At 74.6% G+C, this 23,975-nt stretch carries 6 protein-coding genes; 2 read left to right on the plus strand and 4 right to left on the minus strand.

The features are described 5' to 3' along the window. Window positions 1-13: 13 nt before the first annotated feature. The gene (locus IE316_RS17925; RefSeq protein ID WP_190205363.1) at window positions 14-16,327 is read right to left on the minus strand and encodes a type I polyketide synthase; all 16,314 of its coding nucleotides are present in this window, start codon (window positions 16,325-16,327) and stop codon (window positions 14-16) included. Between the two features lie 200 nt (window positions 16,328-16,527). On the opposite strand from IE316_RS17925, the gene mhpA reads away from it, so the two are divergent. Then, the gene (gene mhpA, locus IE316_RS17930; RefSeq protein ID WP_190205364.1) at window positions 16,528-18,129 is read left to right on the plus strand and encodes a bifunctional 3-(3-hydroxy-phenyl)propionate/3-hydroxycinnamic acid hydroxylase MhpA; all 1,602 of its coding nucleotides are present in this window, start codon (window positions 16,528-16,530) and stop codon (window positions 18,127-18,129) included. Here the strand turns inward: mhpA and IE316_RS17935 are convergent. Further along, on the minus strand, window positions 18,095-21,016 hold the full coding sequence (locus tag IE316_RS17935) for a helix-turn-helix transcriptional regulator (protein WP_190205365.1): 2,922 nt from the start codon (window positions 21,014-21,016) through the stop codon (window positions 18,095-18,097). The two genes, mhpA and IE316_RS17935, sit on opposite strands and share 35 nt — an antisense overlap. A gap of 413 nt (window positions 21,017-21,429) precedes the next feature. Next, a complete protein-coding gene (locus tag IE316_RS17940) occupies window positions 21,430-22,059 on the minus strand; it encodes a malonic semialdehyde reductase (RefSeq protein WP_190205366.1) in 630 nt (209 codons plus the stop codon). A 263-nt stretch (window positions 22,060-22,322) separates the two neighbouring features. Here IE316_RS17940 and IE316_RS17945 point away from each other — a divergent pair, with 263 nt between their 5' ends. Next, window positions 22,323-23,267, plus strand: a complete 945-nt coding sequence (locus tag IE316_RS17945) for a zinc-dependent alcohol dehydrogenase (RefSeq protein WP_229910438.1) — start codon at window positions 22,323-22,325, stop codon at window positions 23,265-23,267. A gap of 56 nt (window positions 23,268-23,323) precedes the next feature. Here IE316_RS17945 and IE316_RS17950 read toward each other — a convergent pair whose 3' ends face one another. Beyond that, entirely contained in the window at window positions 23,324-23,941 is a 618-nt protein-coding gene (locus IE316_RS17950) for a TetR family transcriptional regulator (RefSeq protein ID WP_190205368.1), read from the minus strand. Window positions 23,942-23,975 lie beyond the last annotated feature (34 nt).

Here is a 23,975-nt window from a genome sequence, read left to right on the forward strand (position 1 = left end):
GTCGAGTGCGCGATCACAACCGGTTCCCGTCCAGTGCTCGTTGGACCAGCCCGGCGACGTCCATTGCGTCGATCAGGTCGAGTTCCTCGGCGGCGGCCGCGGCGGACGGCGCCGGTCCGCCGTCGTCCGGCCCGTCCGTCCCCGCCGTCCGGGCGAGCTGCCGCAGCGCGTCCAGCAGCCCGGCCTCCCGGAACCGGCTGACCGGGATGGAGGCCAGCGTCCGGCGCAGCTCCTCCTCGTCCGCCTCGCTCAGCTCCTCCTCGGCCGCGTCCGCCAGCAGTTCGGTGCGCAGGTGCTCCACCAGCGCGGCGGGCGTGGGGTAGTCGAAGACGAGGGTGGCGGGCAGCTTGGTGCCCAGGGCGGCGCCGAGGGTGTTGCGCAGGGTGACCGCGGCGAGCGAGTCGAAGCCCATCTCCTGGAAGGCCCGCCCCGGCTTCACCGCCTCGGCGCCGCCGTGTCCCAGCGCCAGTGCCGTGTGCTCGCGGACCGCCTTCATCAGCGCCCGTTCCCGCTCGGCGTCGGAGGCCGCGGCGAGCTGCCGCAGGAACTCCGAGGCCGCCTCGTCACCGGCACCGTCGGCGGCCAGGGCGTCGGCGATCTCCCGTACGCCCGGCAGGTCGCCGATCAGCGGGCTCGGCCGCAGCGAGGTGAAGGCGGGCACGAACGCCGCCCAGTCGACGTCCACCACGGCCACCCGCGTGTCGTCGTTCCGCACCACGAGCGTGAGCGCCGCCATGGCCTCCTCGGGCGCCATCGGCAGCACACCGCGCCGGCGCAACTGCTCCCGCGCGGCGGCGTCCGACGCCACACCGAACCCGTCGATCACACCCCAGGCCACCGAAGTGGCCCTCAGCCCCCGCGCCCGCCGCCGCTCGATCAACGCGTCGAGCTGGGCGTTGGCGGCACCGATGAGCCCCTGCCCACCGCCGCCCCACACACTGGCGACGGACGAGAAGACGACGAACAGGTCCAGGTCCCGTCCGCTCAGCAGCGCGTCGAGGTGCCACAGCCCGTCGACCTTGGCCGCCAGCGTCTCGGCCAGTTCACCGGCGGTGGTGGCATCGGCCTGGGCGACACGCGCGAGGTCCGCGGTGTGCACGACGCCGCTCAGACCGGGCGCGGCGGCGGGCCCGTCGAGCAGGTGCGCGAGCGCCTCTCGGTCACCCAGGTCGACCTGACGGACGGTGACCTTCGTGCCGTGCGCGCTCAGCTCGTCGCACACCTCCCGCACCCGTGGCGCCTCCGGGTCCGAGGCCACGGTCAGCACCAGGTGCTCGGCACCGGCCTCGGCGAGCCAGCGCGCGGCATACCGGCCGAGACCCTCGGTACCGCCGGTGACCAGCACGGTGCCGCGTGGCCGCCACTCCGGCCCCGCCGCCGCGGCCGCGGACAGCGGACGGCCGCTCATCCGGCGCACCAGCGCGCCCGTCGGCCGGATCGCGAACTGGTCCTCACCGGCCCCGGCGGCCAGCACCCCGAGCAGCATCCGGGCGGCCCGTTCGTCGAACACCTCGGGCAGGTCGACCAACCCGCCCCACAGATCCGGCTGCTCCAGCGCCACCGCGAGCCCGAGCCCCCACACGGCCGCCTGCTCGGGGGCGTCGATGCCGTCCGAGCCACCGACGGCGACCGCACCCCGGGTGGCGCAGTACAACCGGGGCCCCGAGCCCAGGTCACCGAGCGCCTGCACCAGTGCCAGGGTCGCCGCCACCCCCTCGGTGAGCGTGGCACCACCCGGCCGCGCACGCCGGTCCAGCGCCAGCAGCGACAGGACGCCGCCGACCTCGTCCACTTCCGCCAGCGCCCCCCGCAGCGTTTCGGCCAGCTCGCCCCGGTCGACTCCGGTCCCGGTCCGTACGACGACACCGCGCAACCCCTGCCGGTCCAGCGCCGGCGCGACCCGCTCGGCGTACTCGTCGGCACCGCCGCCGTCCGGCAGCACGACCAGCCAGGTGCCGGACGGCACCCCGGACGCCGCGCCGGGCAGCGGCTTCCACCGCACCTCGTAACGCAGCCGGTCCGCCGCGGCCCGCTCGTCCCGCCGGCGCCGCCACGCCGACAGCACCCCCAGCGCCCCGCCGACGGCATCCAGCTCCGCGCCGTCCCGCACCCCCAGCGCCTCACCCACGGACCCGAGGTCCTCCCGCTCGACGGCATCCCAGAAACGGGCATCGGCATCGTCGGTGGTGCTGGGGGTGTCGTCGGGGGTGAGCCAGTAGTGGGTGCGTTGGAAGGGGTAGGTGGGCAGTTCGGGGGTGAGGGAGGGTGGGGTGGTGGTGCGGTGGAGGGTGTTGAGGTCGATGGGGGTGCCGGTGGTGTGGAGTTGGGCGAGGGCGGTGGTGAGGGTGCGGGTTTCGTCGTGGTCGCGGCGTAGTGCGGGGATGAGGGTGGTGTTGGTGTGGGGGTCGAGGTTTTCGCGGGTCAGGGCGGTGAGGGTGCTGTCGGGGCCGAGTTCGAGGTAGGTGGTGACGCCGTAGGCGGTCAGTGTCTTGATGCCGTCGGCGAAGCGGACGGTCGCGCGTGCGTGGTGGGCCCAGTAGGCGGGGGTGGTCAGAGTGTGGGGGTCGGCGAGCTGTCCGGTGATGTTGGACAGGACGGGGAGGGTGGGGGTGTGGAAGGTCAGGCCGGCCAGTGTCTCTTCGAAGTCGGCCAGCATGGGTTGCATGCGGGTGGAGTGGAAGGCGTGGGAGACGGTCAGGCGTCGGGTGCGGATGCCCTGTGCGGCCAGTTCCTGTGCTGCGTGGAGTACGGGTTCTTCGTCGCCGGACAGGACGGTGGAGGTGGGGCTGTTGACGGCGGCGATGTCGATGCCGGGCCGGGTGGGGAGGTCGTGTTCGGGGGCGGCGACGGCGATCATGGCGCCGCCTTCGGGCAGTGCTTGCATCAGGCGTCCGCGGGTGGTGACCAGAGTGGCCGCGTCCTCCAACGACAGGACCCCTGCTACGTGTGCGGCGGTGATCTCACCGATGGAGTGTCCGCCGACGATGTCGGGTGTGATGCCCCAGGAGGTGATGAGGCGGTAGAGGGCGACTTCCAGGGCGAAGAGTGCGGTTTGGGTGTGCAGGGTCTGGTTGAGGCGGTCGGGGTCGTCTCCGAAGACGATGTCGCGTGTGTCGTCGCCGAGGGCTGTGCAGACTTCGTCGAACGCCTCGCGGTACACGGGGAACGCTTCGTACAGCTCGCGCCCCATGCCGAGCCGCTGGGAGCCCTGCCCGGTGAACAGCACCGCCAGCCGTCCACGCCGCACCGATCCGTAGTGCACGCCGACCGCGCTCTCGCCCCGCGCCACCGCGCCCAGGCCCGTCAGCGCCTCGTCCCGGTCGGCGGCGACCACCACCGCCCGCTCCGGCAACCCCGCCCGGCTCGCGGCCAGCGCGCTGCCCACGGCGGTGAGGTCCAGCTCGGGGCGCTGTCCCAGGTAGGACAGCAGTCGCTGTGCCTGTGCGCGCAGGGCGGCCTCGTCCCGTGCGGAGAGGGGGAGCAGCGTCAGGCCGCCGTCCGGGCGTGCCGTCGTGACCGGCGCTTCACCGGCCTCCGGAGCCTGTTCCAGGACGACATGGGCGTTGGTGCCGCTGACGCCGAACGCGGAGACACCCGCCCGGCGCGGACGGTCCGCCCGTGGCCACTCCCGTTCCTCCGTCAGCAGTTCCACCGCGCCTGCCGACCAGTCGACCTGTGGGGTGGGGGTGTCGACGTGCAGGGTGCGCGGCAGGATGCCGTGTTGGAGGGCCAGTACGGTCTTGATGACGCCCGCGACTCCCGCGGCGGCCTGGGCGTGTCCGATGTTGGACTTCAGCGAACCGAGCAGGAGCGGGTGTTCGCGGTTCTGTCCGTAGGTGGCGAGGACCGCCTGCGCTTCGATGGGGTCGCCCAGTGCCGTGCCCGTACCGTGTGCCTCCACCGCGTCCACGTCACCCGGGGTCAGCCCGGCCTCGGCCAGCGCCCGGCGCATCACCCGTTGCTGGGAGGGGCCGTTGGGGGCGGTCAGGCCGTTGGAGGCACCGTCCTGGTTGACCGCGCTGCCGCGCAGCACCGCCAGCACCCGGTGACCCAGGCGTTCGGCGTCCGAGAGCCGCTCGACCAGGACCACGCCCACGCCCTCGGCCCACCCGGTACCGTCCGCCGAGGCGGCGAAGGACTTGCAGCGGCCGTCCGCCGACAGGCCCCGCTGCCGGGAGAACTCCACGAACGCCTCGGGCCCGGCCATCACCGTCACCCCACCCGCCAGAGCCATCGTGCACTCACCGGAACGCAGGGCCTGCGCCGCCAGATGCAGGGCCACCAGCGACGACGAGCACGCCGTGTCGATGGTCACCGCGGGCCCCTCGAAGCCGAACGCGTACGACACCCGGCCCGACAGCACACTGCCCGCCCCGCCGGTCATGAGATAGCCCTCGGAGCCGTCGGGGGCCGTGCGCAGGCGGCTGGTGTAGTCGTGGTTGACCATGCCGGCGAAGACACCGACCTCCTGGCCGCGCAGGCTCGTCGGGTCGATGCCGGCCCGCTCCAGCGCCTCCCAGGACGTTTCCAGGAGCAGCCGCTGCTGCGGGTCCATGGCCAGCGCCTCGCGCGGGGAGATGCCGAAGAACTCCGCGTCGAACTCGCCCGCGTCGTAGAGGAAACCGCCGCGCCGCGTGTAACTGGTGCCGGCGTGGTCGGGGTCCGGGTCGAAGAGAGAGTCCAGGTCCCAGCCGCGGTCGGTCGGGAACTCACCGATGCCCTCCTCCCCGGCCCGCAGCAACCGCCACAGGTCCTCCGGGGAGGCCACGCCACCCGGCAGCCGGCACGCCATGCCGACGATGGCGACCGGCTCGCCGGGGTCGGCCGCCCGCCGGGCCGGGCCGTCGTGCCCGGCGGTGTCGTCGCCGAGCAGCCGGGCGCGCAGGAACGACGCGAGCGCGGCCGGGGTCGGATGGTCGAAGGCGAGGGTGGTGGGCAGGTCGGCGCCGGTCAGGTCGTACAGGCGGTTGCGGAGCCGGACCGCGTTCAGGGAGTCGAAGCCGAGGTCCCGGAAGGGCCGTTCGGGGTCGATCGCCGAGGGGTCGTCGTGTCCGAGCACGGCGGCGGCGCTGGTCAGCACCAGGTCCAGCGGTGTGCCGCCGGCCGGATCGGGCACCGCCTGCGGTACGGGTACGGGTACGGGCACCGGCTGTGACGCGGGTGCCGGGTGGGCCGTCGGGTGCGGGGCGTCCGGCCAGTACCGGCGGTGCTGGAAGGCGTAGGTGGGCAGGGACTCGACCGTGCGGCGCGGGGCCGCCGGGAGCAGGGCGGAGAGGTCGACGGGTATGCCGCGGACGTGCAGCCGGGCCAGCGCGGTGACGGCACCGATCGGCTCGTCCTCGGCGCCGGCGTCGGCGTGCAGCGTGGGCACGAACATCGCCGGTTCGGCGCCCGGGCCGGACGCCTCCTGGGCCAGCGCGGTGAGGACGCCGCCGGGGCCCAGTTCGAGGAAGGTGGTGATGTGGTGCGTGTGCAGCGTGCCGACGATGTCGTGGAAGCGGACGGTGCGGCGGACGTGCTCGACCCAGTACTCCGGGGAGCACAGGTGCTCCGGGGTGGCCGGCTCGCCGGTGGCGCCGGAGACGACGGGAATCGCCGGGAGCGAGTACGACAGCCCGGTCACGACCTCGCGGAACGCGTCGAGCATGCCGTCCATGTGCGCGCAGTGGAAGGCGTGGCTGACCCGGAGCCGCTTGGTGCGGTGGCCGAGGGCCGCGCACGCCTCGGCGACGGCCGTCACGGCGTCCCGGTCGCCCGAGACCACGACCGAGGCGGGCCCGTTGACCGCCGCGATGCCGACGGTGCCGGGCGCGTCGGCGAGCAGGGGCCGGACGACGGACTCGGGGGCGCCGAGCGCGGCCATCGCCCCGCCCGGAAGGGCCTGCATCAGCCGTCCGCGCGCCGCCAGCAGCGTCGCGGCGTCCGGCAGCGACAGCACGCCCGCCACGTGCGCCGCCGTCACCTCGCCGACGGAGTGCCCGGCGAGCCGGTCGGGGCGGACGCCCCAGGACTCGTAGAGCCGGAACAGGGCGACCTCCACGGCGAACAGCCCGGCCTGCGCGAACACCGTCCGCTCCAGCTCGTCCGGGTCGTCGCCGAACACCACGTCCCGGACGGACCGGGTGACGTGCCCGGCGTCCAGCAGGTGCCGGTCCAGTTCGGCACAGGCGGCGTCGAAGGCGTCGCGGAACACCGGGTACTGCTCGTGCAGGCGGCGGCCCATGCCGGTGTACTGGCTGCCCTGCCCGGTGAAGAGCACCGCGAGCTTGCCGGGGCGCGCCACTCCCCGGGCGTGCCGGGGGTGGGCGAAGGCGTCCAGACCGTCGAGCAGCGCGGTGCGTCCCGCGCCCACGACGACGGCACGGTGTTCGAACGCCGTCCGGGTGGAGAGCAGTGCGTGGGCGATGTCGGCGGGGTCGGCGTCCGGGTGTTGCCGGGCCCATGCCGCGAGCCGCTCCGCCTGCCCCGCCAGCGCCTCGGGGCTGCGGGCCGAGAGGACCCAGGGGACGACGGCGGGCACGGTCGCGGGTGCGGGTGCGGGTGTGTCGTCCGTACCGGTGTCGGTACCGGTGTCCGTGTCCGGTGCCTGTTCGACGATGACGTGGGCGTTGGTGCCGCTGACGCCGAACGCGGAGACGCCCGCCCGGCGCGGTCGCCCGGTCTCGGGCCAGGGCCGCTGCTCCGTCAGCAGCTCCACCGCGCCCGCCGACCAGTCGACCTGCGGGGTGGGGGCGTCGACGTGCAGGGTGCGCGGCAGGAGGCCGTGCCGGATGGCCAGGACCGCCTTGATGACGCCGGCCACGCCCGCGGCGGCCTGCGCGTGCCCGATGTTGGACTTCACCGAGCCCAGCCACAGCGGGCGGTCCCCGGGCCGGTCCCGGCCGTAGGTGGCGAGGACGGCCTGCGCCTCGATGGGGTCGCCCAGCGCCGTGCCGGTGCCGTGCGCCTCGACCAGGTCCACGTCGGCCCCGGTCAGCCCGGCGCTGCTCAGCGCCTGCCGGATGACCCGCTGCTGGGAGGGGCCGTTGGGAGCGGTGAGGCCGTTGGACGCGCCGTCCTGGTTCACCGCGCTGCCGCTGACCAGGGCCAGCACCCGGTGACCGTTGCGCCGGGCGTCCGACAGCCTCTCCACGAGCAGCACGCCCACGCCCTCGGCCCACCCGGTGCCGTCCGCCGACGCTGCGAACGCCTTGCACCGGCCGTCGGCGGACAGTCCCCGCTGCCGGGAGAAGTCGACGAAGGCGTCCGGCGCGGCCATCACGGTCACGCCGCCCGCCAGGGCCATCGTGCACTCGCCGGAGCGCAGGGCCTGCGCCGCCAGATGCAGGGCCACCAGCGACGACGAGCACGCCGTGTCGATGGTCACCGCGGGCCCTTCGAGACCGAGGGTGTAGGCCACCCGGCCGGACAGCACGGCCGCGGAGATGCCGGTGATGCGGTGTCCCTCGACCTCCTCGGAGACCTCGCGCAGGCGCAGCGCGTAGTCCTGGGTGTTCATGCCGGTGAACACACCGATGGCACGGCCCGCCAGGGTCGTCGGGTCGATGCCGGCCCGCTCGAACACCTCCCACGACGTCTCCAGCAGCAGCCGCTGCTGCGGATCCATCGCCAGCGCCTCGCGCGGCGAGATCCCGAAGAAGTCCGCGTCGAACCCGGCGGCGTCCGCCAGGAACGCACCGCGCCGCGCGTACGACGTGCCGGGGTGGTCGGGGTCGCTGTCGTAGAGCGCGGACAGGTCCCAGCCGCGGTCGTCCGGGAAGTCGCCGACCGCGTCACCGCCCTCGCTGATCAGCCGCCAGAAGTCCTCCGGGCTCGCCACGCCACCGGGGAAGCGGCAGCTCATCGCGACGATGGCGATGGGGTCGTCGGCCGTCCCGTGCGGGGCTGCGGACGGTGCCGCGGAGGCGTCGGCTCCCGCCAGGAGTTCCGCGAGCAGGTGCCGGGTGAGGGCGTCCGGGCTCGGGTGGTCGTAGAGCAGGGTGGCGGGGAGCCGGAGTCCGGTGTCCGCGGCGAGCCGGTTGCGCAGTTCCACGGAGGTCAGCGAGTCGAAGCCCGCCTCACGGAACGCCCGGCCGGCGGCCACGGCCTCGGCGGACGGGTGCCCGAGGACGTGCGCGGCACGGTTCCTGACCAGGTCGAGCAGGGTCTCGTGCCGCTCGTCGGGCGTCAGCGCCGCCAGCCGTCGTACGAGATCCGTCCCGCCGGCCGCCGCCCGGCCCGCGGCCCGGCGCCGGACCGGCGGCACCAGCTCGCGCAGCAGGGGGGCCACGGGGCCGCCGTCCGGCTCGGCACGCAACTTCCCGAGGTCGAACCGGGCCGCCACCAGCGCCGGGACGGTGCTGCGCAGACCGGCGTCGAACAGCGCGAGGCCGGTCCCCTCGTCCAGCGCCGCCATCCCGAACCGCCGGGAGTGCTGCCGCAGGTCGGCGTCGGTGAGGTGGGCGGTCAGCTCACTGGTGGCCGCCCAGTGGCCCCAGGCGAGCGCGGTGGCGGGCAGCCCCGCCGCCCTGCGCCGCGCGGCCAGCGCGTCCAGGAAGGCGTTGGCGGCGGCGTAGTTGGCCTGCCCGGGGTTGCCGAGGACACCGGCGGCCGAGGAGTACAGCACGAACGCGGCCAGGCCGCTGTCCCGGGTCAGCTCGTCCAGCAGGAGCGCCGCGTCCGCCTTCGGCCGCAGGACGGTGTCCAGCCGCTCCGGGGTGAGGGCGGTGACCACGCCGTCGTCCAGCACACCGGCGGTGTGCACGACCGCGGTGAGCGGTGCCTCGCCGGGGATCGACGCCAGCAGCCCGGCCAGCGCGGCACGGTCGGTGACATCGCAGGCGACGGTACGCACGGTGGCGCCCAGCGCGCCGAGGTCGCGCTCCAGCTCCGGCACACCGTCGGCGGCACCCCCGCGCCTGCTGACCAGCAGCAGATGCCGTACGCCGTGCTCGGCCACGAGATGCCGGGCGAGCAGGCGGCCCAGGGTGCCGGTGCCGCCGGTGATCAGCACGGTGCCGTCGGGGTCGAGCGCCGGTACGGGGTCGGTGGTGCCGTCGGGGTCGAGCGCCGGTACGGGGTCGGCGGTGCCGTCGGGGTCGAGTGGTCGGACGGCCGCGGCGGACGCCGCCCGCACCAGCCTCGGTACGGTGGCCCGGCCGGCGGTGAGGGCGAACTGCGGCTCACCGGTGGCGACGGCGGCGGGCAGCAGCGCCTCGGAGGCGGCGTCCCCGTCCACGGCGGCCAGGACCAGCCGCTCCGGCGCCTCCGACTGCGCCGAGCGGACCAGCCCCCAGACGGCCGCGGTCACCGGGTCGCCGGCATCCCGCGTGACGACGACCAGCCGCGCGTCCGTCACCGGCAGGGCAAGCCACGCCTGGACCCACGCCAATGCCCGCGAGGTCAGCGCCCGCAACCCCTGGGCGGTGTCCGTCAGATCCACCCGCACATCACCCTGGGCGGCCGACGCCGGCAGTTCATCCAGGCCGGTGACGGCGACCAGGGGCCGCATCGGGCCCGCCACGGCCTCGACGGCACACGGCACCCAGTCGACGCGGAACAACGCGTCCAGCGGATCCACGCCGCCCCGGGCGACCGCCGACGCCAGCTCGTCCGCACCGACCTCACGCGAGACGACCGACCCGAGGCTGCCGACCGCCCGACCGGAGGCGTCCGCGAGTTCCAGCGTCGTACCGCCACCGCCGTCCGGCGCGATGCGCGCCCGCAGGGAGGTGGCCCCGGCCGCTGCCAGGGACACGGCACGGTAGGCAACGGACAGCGCGGTGCCCCCACCGGCCCGGCCCACGGCCTCAAGCAGCGCGGGATGCAGCGCGAACCGCTCGGCGTCGGCCCGCTCCTCCTCGTCCACCTCGGCCTCGGCGAAGACCTCGGCGCCCCGCTGCCACGCCGCACGCAGCCCCGGCACCGCCGGATCGACCTCGACGGGCACCGCCCCGGCCGGCGGCCACACCGACAGGTCGACGCCGGGGGCGGTGTCCGGACGGACGGCCAGTGTGCCGGTGGCGTGCCGGGTCCAGTCGGTACCGCCCTGACGCCGGGAGTGGACGGTCAACCGGCGCCGACCGGAGCCGTCCGCCGCGCCGACGGCCACCTGGAGCCGTACGCCCGGACCCTCCCCGAGCACGAGCGGCGTCTCGATCCGCAGTTCCTCGACGGCAGCGCACCCCACCTCGTCCCCGGCCCGCACCGCCATCTCCAGGAACGCCGCCCCGGGCACCACCGCGACACCGTGCACCGTGTGTTCGGCCAGCCACGGGTGGCTGCTCGACGACAGCCGCGCGGTGAACAACACCCCGCTCTCGTCGGGCAGTTCGACCCAGGCGTCGAGCAGGGGGTGCCGGGCATCCGAGAGCCCGGCGGCGGCCACGGCACCGGCGGAAGGAACGTTTCTGAGCCAGTAGTGCTGGTGTTGGAAGGGGTAGGTGGGGAGGTGCCAGGCGGTGTGTGGGGGTGTGGGGTGCTCTAGAGGGGTGGTCCAGTTGATGGGGAGGCCGCGGGTCCAGGCGTGGCCGAGGGAGGTGAGGAGTTGGCGGGTGCCGCCGTGGCCGCGGCGCAGGGTGCCCGTGATCAATAGGGGACCGGGATCAGTGTGTTCGGCTGTGGTTTCGATGCTGGTGGTCAGGACGGGGTGGGCGCTGATTTCGATGAAGGTGGTGAAGCCCTGGGTGAGGAGGTGGTCGATGGCGGGGGCGAAGTTCACAGTGTTGCGGAGGTTGCGGTACCAGTAGGTGGCGTCGAGGTGGGTGGTGTCGAGCCAGTCGGTGTCGACGGTGGACAGGAAGGGGGTGTGGGAGGTGGTGGGGGTGATGTCTGCGAGGGTGTGGGTGAGCTGGTCTTGGATGGTTTCGACGTGGGTGGTGTGGGAGGCGTAGTCGACGTCGATGGTGCGTGCGCGGATGCCGGTCTGGTCGCAGGTGGCGGCGAGTTCTGCGAGGGCTTGTGGTTCGCCTGCTACGACGACGGAGTTTGGTCCGTTGAGGGCGGCTGTCTGGATGTGGTGGTTCCAGGGGGCGGTGAGTTCCTCGGCCTCGGCATGGGATATGGCGAGGGACATCATGCCGCCGTGTCCGGAGAGGTGGGTGGCGATGGCCTGGCTGCGCAGGACGACGACTTTGGCGGCGTCGGCGAGGGACAGGGCGCCCGCTACGTGGGCTGCCGCGATCTCTCCCTGGGAGTGGCCGATAACGGCGGATGGCTGGACGCCTGCCGCCTGCCACACCCGTGCCAGGCCGATCATGACCGCGAAGGAGACCGGTTGGATGATGTCGACCTGGTCGAGGGGTTGCTGTCCGTGGATGGTGTCGAGGAGGGACCAGCCGGTCAGCGGGTCCATCACGGCGGCGCATTCGTCCAGTGCCTGGGCGAAGACGGTTGAGGTGCTGGCGAGTTCGGCACCCATGCCGGCCCATTGTGTGCCCTGGCCGGGAAAGACGAACGCGATCCGTCCTTGCACATCCGCCCGGCCACTGTTTTCGGCTACGGCGTCGAGCCCGGCCAGCGCTTCGTCCCGGTCCTCGGCGATGACCACCGCACGGCTGGACAGCGCGGCGCGTGTGTGGGCCAGGAGCCCGGCGAACCGGCCCAGGTCGATGTCCGGCCGTTGATGCAGGAAGTCGGCCAGTTGCCGTGCCTGGGCACGGATGCCCTGCTCATCGGCTCCGGAGACCAGCAAAGGCAAGGGACCGCTGGAGCACGGACTAGGGGTTTCGGAGGGCTCGGGAACGTGTTCCAGGATGACGTGAGCGTTGGTGCCGCTCACCCCGAACCCCGACACCCCCACCCGCCTCGGACGCCCCGTCTCCGGCCACTCGCGTTCCTCGGTCAGCAGTTCCACCGCGCCCGCCGACCAGTCCACTTGAGGGCTGGGCGCGTTAACATGCAGCGTGCGCGGCAGCACCCCGTGCCGCATCGCCATGACCATCTTGATGACGCCGGCCACCCCGGCGGCGGCCTGCGCATGCCCGATGTTCGACTTCAACGAGCCCAGCCACAGCGGCCGTTCACGACCCTGCCCGTACGTCGCCAGCAGGGCCTGCGCCTCGATCGGGTCGCCCAGTGCCGTGCCCGTGCCGTGTGCCTCCACCGCGTCCACGTCACCCGGCGTCAGCCCGGCCGCCGCCAGTGCGCGCCGAATCACCCGCTGCTGGGAGGGGCCGTTGGGGGCGGTGAGGCCGTTGGAGGCGCCGTCCTGGTTGACGGCGCTGCCACGTACGACCGCCAGGACCCGGTGTCCCAGCCGTTCCGCGTCCGACAGGCGCTCCACCAGCAGCACGCCCACGCCCTCCGCCCAGCCCGTGCCGTCCGCCGCCGCGGCGAAGGACTTGCAGCGGCCGTCCGGGGCCAGGCCCCGTTGGCGGGAGAACTCCACGAACGACTCGGGGCCGGACATCACCGTCACCCCGCCGGCGAGCGCCATCGAGCACTCCCCGGCCCGCAGTGCCTGGACGGCCAGGTGGAGGGCGACCAGCGAGGACGAGCACGCCGTGTCCACGGTCACCGCGGGGCCCTCGAAGCCGAGCACGTAGGACACGCGGCCCGAGGCCACGCTGGCCGTCGTCCCGGTCATGAGGTGGCCTTCGAGGTCGCCGGTGGCGCCGGCACCGTAGTCCTGGTGCATCATGCCGGTGAAGACGCCGATGTCCTGGCCCCGCAGGGCGGTCGGGTCGATGCCGGCCCGTTCGAACGCCTCCCAGGACGTCTCCAGGAGCAGTCGCTGCTGCGGGTCCATGGCCAGGGCCTCGCGCGGGGAGATGCCGAAGAAGGCCGCGTCGAAGCCGCCCGCGTCACGCAGGAAGCCGCCCTGGCGGACGTAGCTGGTGCCGGGGTGGTCGGGGTCCGGGTCGAAGAGGCGGTCCAGGTCCCAGCCCCGGTCGGTGGGGAAGGGGCCGGTCCCCTCGCCGCCCGCCCGGACCAGCTCCCACAGGTCCTCCGGGGAGGCGACACCGCCCGGCAGGCGGCAGGCCATGCCCACGATGACGACGGGGTCGTCGGCCGTGTGGGGGAGTGGGGCGGGAGCGGTCGGGGTGGTGGCGAACGGGGTGGTGCCGCCGGACAGTTCACGGCGCAGCAGGCCGGCCAGGGCCCGCGGGGTGGGATGGTCGAAGGCGGAGGTGGCGGGGAGGCGGAGCCCGGTGGCCTCGGTGAGGCGGTTGCGCAGTTCGACCACGGTGACCGAGGTCAGGCCCAGGTCGGTGAAGGGGCGTTCCGGATGGACGGCTTGTCTGCCGGTCAGGCCGAGCAGGTCGGAGAGCTGGTCGCGGACCAGGTCGGTGAGGAGCCGGTCGCGGTCGGCGTCCGGGAGCTGGGCGAGGCGCTCGCGCAGGGCGTTCGTGACGGCTCGGTCCGCGGTGGTGGTCCGGGCCGGCCTGTCGATCAGGTCGTGCAGGAGCGGTGAGCCGGGAGCGGCGGACGGGTCGAGCTTCATCACGACGAGCTGGGCGTCGTCCAGGGTGAGGGCGGCGTCCAGGGCGGCCATCGCCTGCTGCTCGGTGAGCGCACCGCTCGTAGCATCGCCCGTGGCACCGCTCGCCGTGTCGCCCTCGCCCTCCTCGCCCTCCCAGGGTCCCCAGGCCAGGGACCGGGCCGGGATGCCCTGGACGCGCAGGTTCTGGGCGTAGGCGTCGAGGAAGGCGGCCGACGCGGCCTCGGTGGTCTCGCCGGCCGCGCCCAGCAGGCCCTTGGTCGAGGAGGACAGCACGAAGGCGGTGAGGGCGGCGTCGCGGGTGAGGTCGTGCAGGGTGCGGACCTCGGCGGCCACGCGGGTCTCGCAGGGCTCGTCCACGGCGTCCCAGGCGTGGACGACCAGGGTCAGGGGAGAGGGAGCCTTGGCCAGCGCTCGCCTGAGTCGCGTGCGGTCGTCGAGGTCGGCCTCCGCGAGCCGGACCTGGGTGCCCTGCCGGGTCAGCCAGGCGCGCAGATCGGCCGCTCCGGTGCTCTGTCCGGGCGGGGTGATCAGCAGCAGGCTGCGGACGCCGTGGGCGGTGGCGAGGTGGCGGGCGATGGCCCTGCCGCGCCGGGTGTCGGCTCCGGTGACGACGGCGGTGCCCTCGCGGTCGGCGGTGTGCTCGGGCCGCGTGGCCGCGCCCGCGGGGGCGGCGGTGTGCTCGGGCCGCGTGGCCGCGCCCGCGCGGTCGGTGGTCTGCTCCGGCGGCGCGGCCGTGTCCGCGCGCTCGGCGGTCTGCTCGGGCGGCGCCCCCGGATCCGTAGCGGCGCGAAGGGTCACCCGTTCCAGCCGCGGCAGCAGGACCACACCACCGCGCACGGCACTCTGCGGTTCACCGGACGCCACCGTGGCGACCAGCGCGGCCACGGTCGCGTCGAGGGCCGCCTCATCGGGCGCGTCGTCGGTCGCCTCGTCCGCCGCGTCGTCCGCCGTGCCGTCCAGGTCCACCACGGCCACGCGGCCGGGGTGGGCGGCCTGGAGGGAGCGGATCAGACCCCACAGCGCCGCCTGGCCGAGGTCCCGTACCGTCTCGCCCGGGTGGGTGGCCACGGCGCCCCGGGTGAGCACGACCAGCCGGGGGCCGGCCGGGTCGGCGGAGGTGAGCCAGGGTTCGGCCGTCCGCAGGAAGTCGTCGACGCTCGCGCCCGCGGGGGCCGGCAGCAGGGCCACGGAGGGCGTGTCGCCGGCCAGGTCGGTACCGTGGGCCCGGAGGCGGTCGGCGAGGGCGGTGCCGGGGTCGCTAAGGAGCGTCCAGGAACCGGTGCCGGCGGGCGCGGGTGCGGACGGCTGGGGAACCCAGTGGGTGCGGAACAGGGTGTCGTGGTGGGCGCTGCCGACCGCGCGGAGCCGGGCGGGACCGTCCAGGAGCCGGTGCCGGGTGACCTTGCCGGTGGCCGTGCGCGGGACGCGCTCGATCTCGTACAGCTCCTCGGGGACCTTGAAGTACGAGAGCCGCTCGCGGCACAGGGCGAGCGCCTGCGCCGGGTCGAAGCCGCCGGGGGCGGGGACGACGAAGGCGACCGGCACCTCGCCGAAGACGTCGTGCGGCTTGCCGGCCACGGCGGCGTCGGCGACGCCGGGGACCTGGCGCAGCACCTCCTCCACCTCGCCGGGGTGGATGTTCTCCCCGGCGCGGATGATGAGTTCCTTGAGCCGTCCGGTGACGGTCAGGTAGCCGGCGCGGTCGCGGACCGCGAGGTCGCCGGTGTGGAACCAGCCGTCGCGCAGCGCCTCGGCGGTGGCGTCGGGCTGCTCGTGGTAGCCGGCCATGATGTTCGGGCCGCGCACCCACACCTCGCCCTCGGTGCCGTCGGGCACGTCGAGGCCGGTACGGTGGTCGACGATCCGCAGCGCGAGGCCCGGCACGGGCAGGCCGCAGGAGCCTTCGACGCGGGCGCCGGTCGGCCAGTTGATGGCGATGGAGCCGGAGGTCTCGGTGGAGCCGTAGGCGTCGATGAGGGGCGCGTCGAAGGTCTCCTCGGCCGAGCGGCGCAGCGCGGCGCTGAAGACGGCGCCGCCCACCAGCCCGACCCGCATCGGGGGCGCGGTGAAACCCGGGGCCCGCGCGGCGCGGACGAGATAGCGGTAGAGCGTGGGAACACCGGCGACGACCGTGGACCGGTCCTCGCGCCACAGGTCGAGTACGTCGTCGGCGGAGTGGCCGTCGGTGATGCGGGCGGTGGCCCCGACGGCCGTCACGGCCAGCACGCAGACGATGTGGGACAGGCTGTGGAACAGCGGCAGCGGCCACAGCACCCGGTCCTCGGCGGTGAGGCCGAGCGCGGGGACGTAGGCGGCGGCGACCGACCACAGGCAGTTGCGCTGGGTGGCGAGGACGCCCTTGGGGCTGCTGGTGGTGCCGGAGGTGAAGAGCATCCAGGCGACGTCGTCGAGCCCCTGGTCGTCGCGGGCCGGGGTGCCGGGATCGGTGGTGGCGAACTCTTCGTAGGAGAGGCACCCGGCCGGGAGGGGTCCGTCACCGTCCACCACGATCACGGTCAGCGCGCCGGTAGCGGGGGCCAGCCCGCGCACCGCGGGCACATGGGCGGCGTCGGTGATGACGACGCGGCTGCCGCTGATGGTGAGCAGGTGCTCCAGCTCCGCGGCGGACAGGTGCGGGTTGACCGGGACGCCGATGCCGCCGGCGCGGACGACCGCGAAGTAGCTCTCCACCATCTCGACCCGGTTGCCGAGGAACATCGCCACCCGGTCGCCGGTCAGCAGGCCGAGGCCGGCCAGATGTCCGGCGAGGCGGCGGGTACGGGCCTCCAGACCGGCGTAGCTGACGGCGCGCCGGGCGTCGAGGTAGGCGGTCCGGTCGCCGAAGCGCCTGCTCTGTTCGGTGAGGAGTTCGTGGACCGGGCGGATCAACTCGGCACGCAGCATGCTGTCTCCATACTCCCGTTCGCTGAGGTACGCGTGCCGCTGCGGCGGCTTCGGCCAGGTCCAGCTTCACCCGCGCCGGGCGCCGGGGATCCCCTGAATGACCCCCTCAACTCCCCTTACTTGTGGCCTGCGGGGCCTTCCCCGGGGCGCGCGGCGGAACGCCGTTGGTAGGTTCGCCGCACTTGCGGAGGGAGGAGCCCATGCGCACGTCGCAGGCGGACGTCCTGATCGTCGGGTACGGGCCGGTGGGGCAGGTGCTGTCGCTGCTGCTGGCCGAGCGGGGCCGGCGCGTGACCGTGGTCGAGCGGTGGGAGGCCCCCTACACGCTGCCCCGGGCGACCAGTTTCGACGGCGAGACGGCCCGGACCCTGGCGGCGCTGGGCGTGGGCGACGCGTTCGCGGAGATCGGACTGCCGGCCGACGCCTACGACTGGCGCAACGCCGACGGCGCGACGCTGCTCCGCGTCGAGCTGGCCCGGCGGGGCGCGCACGGCTGGCCGGAGACGACGACCATGCACCAGCCCGCCCTGGAGGAGGCGCTGTCCGCCCGCGCACGGCGACTGCCCGGCATCGAGGTGGTGCGCGGGTGCACGGTGACGGAACTGTCCGACGACGGGGACCGGGTGACGGTGACGGCGGCCGACACGGCGGGGCGGGAGCGGCGGTGGACGGCGTCATGGGTCGTCGGGTGCGACGGCGCGAACAGTTTCGTACGGCGGCGGCTGGGGGTGCGCTGGCACGACCTGGGCTTCTCCTACGACTGGCTGCTGTGTGACGTGACACTGGACGTGCCGAGGGAGTTCTCGCCGCTCAACGTGCAGTTCTGCGACCCCGCGCGGCCGACCACGGCGGTGGGCAGCGGACCCGGCCGCAGGCGCTGGGAGTTCATGCGGCTGCCCGGGGAGAGCGTGGCCGAGCTGAACCGGGAGGAGACGGCGTGGCAACTGCTGGCGCCGTTCGACGTGTCCCCGGCCAACGCCACGCTGCACCGGCACGGCGTCTACCGCTTCCAGGCGGCCTGGGCCGAGGAGTGGCGGCGCGGCCGGGTGCTGCTCGCGGGGGACGCGGCCCACCTGATGCCGCCGTTCACCGGCCAGGGCATGTGCGCGGGCGTCCGGGACGCGCTGAACCTGGCGTGGAAACTGGACCTGGTGCTGAGCGGTGACGCCGGTGAGGCGCTGCTGGACACGTACGGTCCCGAGCGCGCCGGACATGTGCGGGAGGCGGTCGGCACGGCGGTGCGGCTGGGCAAGGTGCTCTGCGTGACCGACCCGGCCGCGGCGGCGGCCCGGGACGCCGCGCTGCTGGCGGGCGCGGACACCGGCCGGGGCGGCGGCGCGGGGACGCCGCTGCGGACCGGGCTGCTGTACACCGGGGCCGGCGCGCGGCCGGTGCCGTCGGCCGGGGAGGTGGTGCCGCAGGGCCGGGTACGGCTGGCAGGGGTGACCGGGTACTTCGACGAGGTGGCCGGCACCGGCCCGGTGCTGCTGGGGTCGGCCGCTCCGGCGGCGGCACTCGACGGGCCGCGGCTCGCCTTCCTCACCGGGCTCGGCACCCGGATCGTGCACCTGGTGGCGGACGGGGCGCCGGACGCCGCGCCGGACGCCGCCGTGGACGTCGACGGCGTGTATCTGCCGCTGCTGCGGGCGGCTCGGGCGCGGTACCTGCTGGTGCGCCCGGACCACCACGTCTACGGCCCGGCCCGCACCGCGCGGGAACTGGCGGCGCTGGTCGACGCGTTCCGTTCGGCGCTGACCGGGCGGCCGGTCACAGCAGGTAGGGCAGATCCTGCCGCCGTTTGACGTTGACCTTGCGGAAGACGCGGGTGAGGTGCTGCTCGACGGTACTGGCGGTGATGTACAGCTTCGCGGCGATCTCCCGGTTGGTGTACCCCTTGGAGGCCAGCGCCGCGATCCTGCGTTCCTGCCGGGTCAGCGAGGAGACGCCGTCGGAGCGGTCCGCCGCGTCGTCGGCGGCCGGCGCGGCCTCGGAGCCGACCGGGTCGAGAGCCGCCTCGCGGCACAGGTGCTCGGTGCCGGTCTGCTTGGCGAGGTGCCAGGCGCGGTGCGCCACCCGGCGGGCGTTGCGCTGGTCGCCGGCGTCCCGGAAGGCGGCGCTGAGGTCGATGAGGGCGCGGGTGAGTTCGTATTCGTCGCTGCTCTCCATGAGCATGTCGACGGCCTCGGTGAGCAGTTGCGGGCGGCGGGTGACCCGGCTCACCGCGGCCAGGGTGCGCAGGGCCTGCCCGCGTTCCGGGGAGGGGCCGGGGTGCAGCCGGGCGAGCTGTTCGCGGACCAGGCGTTTGGCCTGTTCCTGGTCGCTCTGCGCGAGCCATGCCTCGGCCGCGCCGAGGCGCCAGGGGACCACGTCGGCGCCGGGCCTGCCCCAGGTCTCGGCGAAGCGGCCGCAGGCGAGGAAGTCGGCGAGCGCGGCCTGCGGGTGGTGGGTGGCGAGCCGGTAGTGGCCGCGGGCGTGCAGATAGGCGGCGCCGTGGCGGCTGTGCAGGGCGTGCTCGGGCAGCGGCAGCGCCACGTACCTCTCGGCCGCCGCCAGGTCCCCGGAGCGGGTGGCGGCCAGCACGGCGCAGGCCAGTACGCCGGCCAGGCCGACCCCCCAGCCCTGCGGCGGGACGAGGGACAGGGCGTGCGCGGCCAGGTCGCGGGCGCGGACCAGGTCGCCGCGCCGCAGATGGGCCTCGACGCGCACGGCGAGGAACCGGGCCTGCGAGGCGACGGCCTGGTGGGCGGCGGTCTCGGCCTCCAGTTTCTCGCACCAGGCGACCACCTCGTCCAGCTTGCCCGCGTGGCACAGGCCGCGCAGGGCCAGCACCCCGGACTCCACGTTCCACAGCGAGTCGTGGTCCAGGTGGTAGGTGCTCAGCAGGAGTTCGGCGCGCTGGACCAGCCGGTCGTCGCGCCCGTCGACGTAGTCGTCGGACAGGGCGACCGCGGAGGGCAGCCACGGGTCGTGGCAGGGGACGGCCGCGGGGGAGGCCGCGGCGACGGAGTGGGCGAGCCGGCGCAGGCCGGTGTGCAGGGGGTAGGCCCGCGCCGCCCAGCTCGCCAGGAAGCGGATGTCCTCGGTGCCGGGGCCGGGCCCGCCGTCCTGCCGGTACCGGGTGCGCAGGACGTCGAGCAGGGCGGTCAGGTCGTGCAGGGCGCCGGTCTCGGTGAGTCCGAGGACCAGGTCGGAGACGCCCCGCCGGTCCAGGAGGCCGGCATGGAAGTCGTCGAGCTGGGGGCGGAGGTGGCGGACGGCGGCCTGCGGTTTCCACTGCCGTTCCAGGCGGCTGAGCCGGGTCCGGACCCGGGCGGCGGTGACGCCGTCGGTCCGGGTGCGCCGGGCGAGGCCGAGGCAGCCGAGGGCGGTGCCGACGTCGCCGGCCGCCAGGGCCTCCTGGGAGGCGGTGAGAAGGACGTCGATGCCGTCGTCGATGCCCGCGTCACCGGCGCTGGTGAGCTGCCGGGCGACCGCGAGCGCGGAGGCGCCGCTGTCCCGCAGCAGTTCGGCGGCGGCGCGGTGCAGCGCGGCCCGGTCGGCGGCGGGCAGGTCGTCCAGGACGGCGGCGGCACCGGCCGGATGCCGGAACGCGTACCGCTCGGCGCGCGCCGGCGCCGCGGCCCCGGCGCCCGGCCCCGTGGCACCGGTACAGGGCGGGCCCCCGGGGGCGCCCGGCAGACGTGCGTCGGCGCGCAGCACGCCCGCCTCGGCCAGCGCCCGCAGCGCCCAGCGGGTGGTCTTGGTGTCCTGCCCGGCCAGCGGGGCCACGTCGGCCGGCTCCGGGGCGCCGCCGAGCACCGCCAGGGAGCGGACCACGGCCGGTATCGGCGGCCGGGCGTGCGCCACCAGGTCGAGGAGCGCCTGTCCGTACCCTTCCGGACGGCCGGTGCCGCCCGCCTGCTGGTCGACGATCAGCGCACGCACGGCCAGCGGGTTGCCGCCGCTGACCGCGTACAGCTCGGCGGTGAGCCGGGCGGTGGCGGTGCCCGGTCCCAGGAGCCGGGTGGCGAGGCTGTGCACGGCGGTGCGGCTGAGCGGGGCCAGGGGGACGCGGCGGACGTGCGGGCCCGGGGCGAGCCCGCCGAGCAGTGGTGAGCGCGGCCGGCGCATGGCCGGGTCGTCGGTGACCAGCACCAGGATGCGGGTGCGGTACAGCCAGGCCACGACACCCGCGAGGAAGTGCAGGGAGGGCACGTCCACGTAGTGCGCGTTGTCGACACAGATCACCAGGGGGGTGTTTTCGGCCAGATGAGCCAGTTCCACGGTGAGCTTCTGGAACGCGTCCGCGATCCGGGGGTCCGCGGCGTCGGGGGCGGGGCCGCCGCGCAGGAGGGCGTGCTCGACCGCCGCGGCGAGCAGCGAACGGAACGGCTCCCGGCGGGCCGGCGGGATCGCCAGGCCGTGGGAGAGCTGCGTCAGCACACCGAACGGCAGCGCTTCTTCCCGCAGCGACGCGGTGGCCCGCAGGACGCGCGCGGCGCCGGGTTCCAGGGTCTCCAGGAACTCGTGGACCAGCCTGCTCTTGCCGCTGCCGAGCGGCCCCTCGACGACGACCAGCCGTCCTCTGCCGCCGGCGGCGTCCGCCAGCGCCCCGCGCAGCGCGGTCAGCGCGGCGTCGCGCTCGACCAGATCACGCCGGCCGGTGACGGCGGCCCTGGCATCGAGGCATTCCGGGAAACCTAATGACATGCCAACTCCCGACATTCCCTGGTGTTGTGCGGCCGGGCGAAGGGAACACCGCCGCGCAAACTGCTTGACGTACGGGCAGACGACAGCCGTGACGTGAAACGCCACGGCGAGAATGATGGAGGAAAAGACCGGGTAAAATCCGGAGTCTTTTGTGATGACGGTGCCTGGTCAAGGCGCGGGCGGGCGCGCACCGAATGCGTGGGGACTTCGAGTGAGTGGGGGAGGACCGCGGGGGTGGGGGAAACTCTCGGAATCATGGATAAATCGCCGCGCAGCGCAGTGTCAAGCGACTGAGTCGTACCTCACGGACCGCTCCGGCCCGGCGCGCGGGCCGGGTGCGGTGGGGGAACGGGGCACTCGCGCCGGGTGTCCCGTTCCCCGGCATGCCGGCGTGGTGCCGGGCCGATCCGCCGTCAGACCAGCCGTACGGCCTGCTCGTAGGAGAGCCGCGCCCCGCGCTCGCGGAACGCGCCCTCGGCCGGGTGGCCGATATTGACCAGCAGGATCGACTTCCACCGGCCGTCGGGGAAGAACTCCTCGTCGACGGCGCGCGCGTCGAAGCCGCCCATCGGGCCCGCGGCCAGCCCCGCGGCCCGCACGGCCAGCACGAAGTAACCCGCCTGGATCCTGGCGTTGAGCTCCATCTGGGTCACCCGCAGACCCTCGTTGGCCTCCAGCATCGCCTTGAGCTGGGGGTTGGACGGAGCAAGGACGGGAACGTACTCCGCAAACCGCGTGTCCGCCGCCAGTACCGCGGTGACCGGGGCCGACGCGGTCTGCTCGCGGTTGGGCGGGGCCACGCCGTCGAGGAGCCGGCGCTTGCCCTCCTCGGTGCGGACGTAAAGAATCCGCAGCGGGTTGATATTCGCCGAGGTCGGAGCCCACTTGAAGAGTTCGTAGATGGCCTGCAGCCGGTCGTCCCCGACCGGCTCGTCACGGAAGGCATAGGCCGTCTTCGCCTCGGTGAACAGCAATGCCTGTCCCTCGGGGGAAAGCGCGTACAAGCTCTGGTCCGCTGCGGAGACCAGGGTGCTGTCCGACATATCGAATTACTCCTCTTTTACCGTGCCCGCGGTGCTGATTACCCGGCCCAGCGTACGCGTTCCCCGAGCCGGCCCACAGGGCGAACTGCCCGCCGTGCGGGGGCACTTGTCCGCCATCGGGGAAGAAAACGGCCCGAGGACATCGGTGCGGTCTACCGCGGGGCTGATCGCCTGTGGCAGGCTTCCGGCATGCCCCCGCCGACGATCCGCCGCCGCGACGAACGGGCGGTCCTTTGAGGGCCGCCGTGCTGACGGAGCCCGGCGTGCTCTCCGTGACCTCCGTGCCGGACCCCGAGTGCGGCACCGGAGAGGTGCTGATCAGGATGCGCGGCACCGGCCTGTGCGGCTCCGACCTCGCGGTGTACGCGGGACAGCGGCCCCCGCCGCGCCGGCCCTGGATCCTGGGCCACGAGGGCGCCGGCCGCGTCGCCGCGATCGGCGCGGGCGTCGAGGGCCTGACGGTCGGTCAGGACGTGGTCGTCGAACCGGACTACTGCTGTCTGGCCTGCCCGCCGTGCCGGCAGGGTCGGACCTCGGCCTGTGCCGGCCGGGCCGCGGTCGGACTGACCGTACCGGGGCTGCTGAGCGAGTACGCGGTGGCCCCGGCTCGGTTCGTCTGGCCGGTCCCGCCGGACGTGCCGCTGGAGGACCTGGTCTGCGTGGAGCCGGCCACCGTGGCATGGGCGGCGCTGCGCCGCTCCGGCATCGCGCCCGGTCTCACCTGTCTGGTGACGGGGGCCGGCTCGCAGGGCCTGCTGCTGTGCCGGGCACTGGTCGAGCACGGGGTGACGGTGCATGTCCAGGAGCCCAACGCGGCCCGCCTGGACCGGGCCTGCTCCCTGGGCGCGCGGCCGGCACCGCCGGACGGTGAGACGTACCCGTACCTCTTCGAGACCTCCGGCGCCCCCGGGGCGTTCGAACAGGGGCTGCGGCGCCTCGCCCCGCACGGCACCGCCGTACTGATCGGCCTCAGCACCGCGCGGCTCGACCTCTCCCCGCGTGACCTGGTGGCCGGGCAGGTCACCCTCATCGGCAGCATGGTCTACGACCACCCCGGCGACTTCGCCCGCACCGTCGCCGCCCTGCGCACACCGTCGGCCACCCCCCTGGGCGCGGTGGTCAGCGACGGCTACCCCCTGGACGACGTCGACGCGGCGTTCACCGCGGCGGCCACCGCGTCCGGCAAGGTGTGGGTCGACCTCGGGTGACCGGCCGAGCGGGACGGCAGGCGTGCGGCCCCGGGGCCGCCTGAGCGGAAAAGCGTCTAGGACCCCGCGCTGCCGGGGCCGGAGTCCGGGGCGGCGCCCACGCCGTTCAGGACCAGGCGCCACACCTGCGAGAGCTGCCCCACGACATCCTGCGGGGCGCCGGAGGTGCGGGCGTACTCCCGGACGGAGGTCTCGGCTCCCCGCACCAGCAGCAGGCAGAGCGTGGCGACGGCCGCCGGGTCCGCGCCGCCGCGCAGTTCGTGGCCGGGCAGGGAACGCAGCCGTTCGCGCAGCGCGGGCGCCCACAGCGCGGTCCAGTTGTCCGGCTGCCCGGCGGCGCGTTCGCGCTCCAGGCGCGCCGCGGCCCGGACCCGTACGTCGCCCTCCAGCAGCCCGACGAGGGTCAGGGTGAGGGCCACCGCGGCCCGCAGGGCCGGCTCGCGGTCCTCGGACACCCGCTCCACCACCGCCCGGGTGATCTCCTCGCCCTCCGCCCGCACCGCCTCGGCCAGCTCCTGCTTGCTGGCGAAGTGGAAGCTGAGGGCGCCCATGGAGACGCCCGCGGCACGGCTGATCCGGGTCAGCGACGCGCCGGCGTAGCCACGGTGGTCGAACTCCTCCGCGGCCGCCCGCACCAGGGCCTGACGTGTCCGGGCGGCTCGTGCCTGTCTCACCGGAAACCCTTCCTCCCCCACTTCCGGCAGCCGT

The sequence above is a fragment of the Streptomyces fumanus genome, from assembly GCF_014655295.1.
Taxonomy (GTDB): Bacteria; Actinomycetota; Actinomycetes; order Streptomycetales; family Streptomycetaceae; genus Streptomyces; species Streptomyces fumanus.

Coding starts and splice junctions, on each gene's coding strand:
- IE316_RS17925 (WP_190205363.1), bottom strand. CDS start 16,327: ATGCTGCGTGCCGAGTTGATCCGCCCGGTCCACGAACTCCTCACCGAA.
- mhpA (WP_190205364.1), top strand. CDS start 16,528: ATGCGCACGTCGCAGGCGGACGTCCTGATCGTCGGGTACGGGCCGGTG.
- IE316_RS17935 (WP_190205365.1), bottom strand. CDS start 21,016: ATGTCATTAGGTTTCCCGGAATGCCTCGATGCCAGGGCCGCCGTCACC.
- IE316_RS17940 (WP_190205366.1), bottom strand. CDS start 22,059: ATGTCGGACAGCACCCTGGTCTCCGCAGCGGACCAGAGCTTGTACGCG.